Consider the following 3,261-nt stretch of genomic DNA (forward strand, 5'->3'; position numbering starts at 1 on the left):
CCTCCGTAGCCGGATTCGCCAAGAATTCGGACCACCACGCAATTCAAGCCGCTGAGCTTGAATTGACACTCAGACGCTTGCATTGTCGTCACGCGTTGCCGAAGACAGTAGGGGTGGAAGTAACCCTTGGGAGGAGGGGTGTGTGTGGCTGAGGTCAGCTGCTGGCTGCACGGATGCTGTCACCCAAGTGAACGAAGTCCACGCCAAATCTCGGCCGCAAAGACTTACTTCTCGTCATCATCGGAGGCTTCGATCTGATCCAGCGGGCTTTTCACCGACAATCCCGGGCGATTCATCACATGCAGATAGATCATCGTCGTCGAAACATCCGCATGGCCCATCAATTCCTGCACCGTTCGAATGTCCGCACCGCCTTCCAGCAAGTGCGTTGCAAAGCTGTGTCGCAACGTATGGGGCACCGCGTTCTTCAACACTCCCGATGCCTCCAACGCCCTACCGAACGACTTCGACAAAAAATCCTCACTGACGTGATGGCGCCAGTACCGACCCGATCGCGGATCCATCCGAGTGCGCGGGGAAGGAAACAACCACTGCCAGCGAAACTTTCTCGACTCCGCCGGGTACTTTCGCTTGAGTGCGTCTGGCAAAAACACCTCGCCCTCGCCCATCTCCAAATCCTGTAGATGACGACGCCGGCAAACTTCGATCTTTTCAATCACTTCCTGCCTCACCCGCTGAGGCAACACCGTCACACGATCCTTCTCACCTTTTCCGTCTCGGACCAGAATCGTTCCCTCGTCGATTTGCAAGTCCTTGATCCGCAATCGACGACACTCCTTGTGACGCAATCCCGATCCGTACATCAAATCAAACATCAATTGGAATGGACCAAGCTTGTCGCTGTCCTGAATGTGGGGCGCTGCTGGTCAGCCACCATTCATTCCATCCGGGGCGTTCTCCACCGAGCTCCGCGTTTGTCACACGAACCCTTGGACAGATCGCATGATGCGTTCTTTGACACGACCGATTCTTCCACCGACGATACCGAAGGTGCAGTTTCAGCTCGGCTTGAGTGCACTCCAAAGCGTGGCGATTGCCTTGCTGAGCGACCGCTTCACCGATAAAACACTAAGACGACAGCGGCTCGACGTAGCACGGGCCCCGGCGGCACAGTACAACCAAGTCGTTGCACCCGCTTAGCGTCACGCCGGCTAGCAAGCATAAAATTTTTTCGTTGCTAAGCGGGTGAACTCAATCGTTATTTGATTGAACAACCAACGTCCGACACAACTGAATCGAAACCTATGACAGATTCCGCATTCAAACTTGGTTCGAACCTGATCGCGAATTCCGTTGTAATTTCGACCGATCAACAACCGAACCGATTTGATGGCGAGACGGAATTGATTAATCAAACGTATCTTCGTATTTACGGATCAGCTAGCGGCTTCCGTTGGCTCTCTGCCTTGTTTGCCGAACTCGCGGATCGTGCCTGCGACGAACATCCGGCCGGCGTTGTCTTCGCGCCAGACTTAACGCCAGGATTCACTCCCGTTGCACTGAATGGCTGGGACAAACTGGATATATCCTGCGATCCAAGCGTGGACAACCAGGACGACAAATAACAATCCCGTGCACCGAAGGACGGCTTGCGTGATTTTACGAATGGAAACCCAACCCTCCGTCCTCGGTGACGGGCAACGTTCTGCGACTGACAAATTCAATCCACTCAAGGAATCCGCAATGCGACCACACTTGCTGTCAATGCTATTAGTAGCGTCGCTGCCTTTCGCCTACTCAGGCGGTTTGGCACGGGCCGATGAGCCCGCGAGATTAGAGAAACTGCCGCTAACAGCCTCGGATATTTCTAGCGTTACGGGATTGAACATCTACAGGTACCGGATCGCTTTAAAGCCCGGCACGAGGTTCGATGTCGCCGTGTCCGTGCTTGACTCGCCCAGTTCAAAGCCGCGCTTCCTAAATCGACAAACCTTTACTTCCGACGACGACGTGGATGCCGTTGATCTGTTGCTTTCGTTTCTGCCGAGGGACAACACGCTACGTGGCGTTCTGCTGTCGCAAGACGAGGAGGTCGCCTACCGTATTGATTGCCCAAAATGTTCTCCTTCTGGGATTGCGACCAACATCCCATTACCGCTGAGCAACGTGCGGGGCACTCGGAAAACGCTCATTCCGATGACAACGGATCGATCGATTGAAATCTCCGCAGAAAACGAGATTTGCCTGATCGCGATTCTCGCCTCGGAGGATGGGAATCCTGCTTCGATGCAGAAGAGCTATCCGCGCGCGAAGGTCAGCGTGGTGCTCGCAGACTGAATCAGAGAGAGCATAACCATCGCGTGAACCGGAGCACGCGAGCCGAGCGTTGTGAAGTTGAGAATCTCTCTCGCGTGCCCGGTTACGCGTACCGTTCCGCAGTCGATCAAAACCTCACGCTCCGTCATCCTTGGTGATTGGTGCGCTCGATCCAGGCTCGTGATCCCCATGCTCGGTCCATGCTCGGATGGGCGTGTTCGATCGCCAAGCCGAACGCGGAGCTCAACGCCGTTGACCGTCATCGATTCCATGCTCGGCACAGGCTCGAACCATGCTGCTACAATGCAAACTCCGACGCAGACGATCCCTTGCGCTGACTGCCGGCTCGGATGCGGAACAATTCGGTGCACCGGAGTAAGGGCGTCAGTCTTTTTCCCAGTCCCAACTTCACCGAACGCCCTTACCCGGTGACCTTGGCGTTACCCGACTGAAATCATGCGATACGCATCTGCAAGAAAGATTCGCTTGTTTGCATTGCCGCTCATGTTGGTCTCGGGATGCTTCACCGATCAACCACCGGACGACACGCTCGCCGCGATCGCTGCAACCCGCGACCGTGGCACCGATGCCGATGTCGTAAACGCCTACTACCGTTTGGTTGACTACATCGCGCACAATCGCACGACGCTTACCGACATCGAATCCCATTTCGGAATCCCAGCGGTTGGGAGCGGTGCGGTCTATTCCTTTCGCACACCGAACGATTCTCATTCACTTACCTTTACACTGATGGATGACCAGCAAGACGGCCCGATAGACTGGTGCCAATTGAGCTCTCTCGAGCCTATGGACAATTCGTCCGGGCGCTGGTTCACTTCAACGAAGATCAGATCCTGGTACGAAAGCGAATCTCGATGGTATGCCACTCACGACCACGGCGGGTAACCATCGCGTGAACCGGAGAACGCGAGCGGAACTATTTGGCCGTTAGAAACTTTACCGCGCGTTCCCGGTTACGCGTGG

At 55.2% G+C, this 3,261-nt stretch carries 4 protein-coding genes and 1 pseudogene; 4 read left to right on the top strand and 1 reads right to left on the bottom strand.

Translation table 11 applies throughout. The features are described from left to right. Positions 1-224: 224 nt before the first annotated feature. Positions 225-836 (bottom strand): tyrosine-type recombinase/integrase, encoded by a 612-nt coding sequence (locus RE6C_RS24035; RefSeq protein ID WP_008660787.1) that lies wholly within the window; start codon positions 834-836, stop codon positions 225-227. A gap of 5 nt (positions 837-841) precedes the next feature. Between RE6C_RS24035 and RE6C_RS33730 the strand changes: the two are divergent. From RE6C_RS33730 to RE6C_RS24055, 4 genes and pseudogenes are all read left to right on the top strand, one after another. Next, positions 842-967 (top strand): annotated as a pseudogene (locus tag RE6C_RS33730) (IS91 family transposase); the annotation flags it as partial. A gap of 298 nt (positions 968-1,265) precedes the next feature. Continuing rightward, positions 1,266-1,586 carry a hypothetical protein gene (locus RE6C_RS24040; RefSeq protein WP_008660790.1) on the top strand — a complete coding sequence of 107 codons (321 nt, stop codon included), beginning with the start codon at positions 1,266-1,268 and terminating at the stop codon, positions 1,584-1,586. A gap of 40 nt (positions 1,587-1,626) precedes the next feature. Next, on the top strand, positions 1,627-2,298 hold the full coding sequence (locus RE6C_RS24045; RefSeq protein ID WP_008660792.1) for a hypothetical protein: 672 nt from the start codon (positions 1,627-1,629) through the stop codon (positions 2,296-2,298). Between the two features lie 435 nt (positions 2,299-2,733). Then, positions 2,734-3,183 (top strand): hypothetical protein, encoded by a 450-nt coding sequence (locus RE6C_RS24055; protein WP_008660794.1) that lies wholly within the window; start codon positions 2,734-2,736, stop codon positions 3,181-3,183. Positions 3,184-3,261 lie beyond the last annotated feature (78 nt).

This window comes from Rhodopirellula europaea 6C, assembly GCF_000338295.1.
In the GTDB taxonomy this organism is placed as follows: Bacteria; Planctomycetota; Planctomycetia; order Pirellulales; family Pirellulaceae; genus Rhodopirellula; species Rhodopirellula europaea.

Bases quoted from the DNA above. Each gene is read 5' to 3' on its own strand.
- RE6C_RS24035 (WP_008660787.1), bottom strand. From the start codon at position 836: ATGTTTGATTTGATGTACGGATCGGGATTGCGTCACAAGGAGTGTCGT.
- RE6C_RS24040 (WP_008660790.1), top strand. From the start codon at position 1,266: ATGACAGATTCCGCATTCAAACTTGGTTCGAACCTGATCGCGAATTCC.
- RE6C_RS24045 (WP_008660792.1), top strand. From the start codon at position 1,627: ATGGAAACCCAACCCTCCGTCCTCGGTGACGGGCAACGTTCTGCGACT.
- RE6C_RS24055 (WP_008660794.1), top strand. From the start codon at position 2,734: ATGCGATACGCATCTGCAAGAAAGATTCGCTTGTTTGCATTGCCGCTC.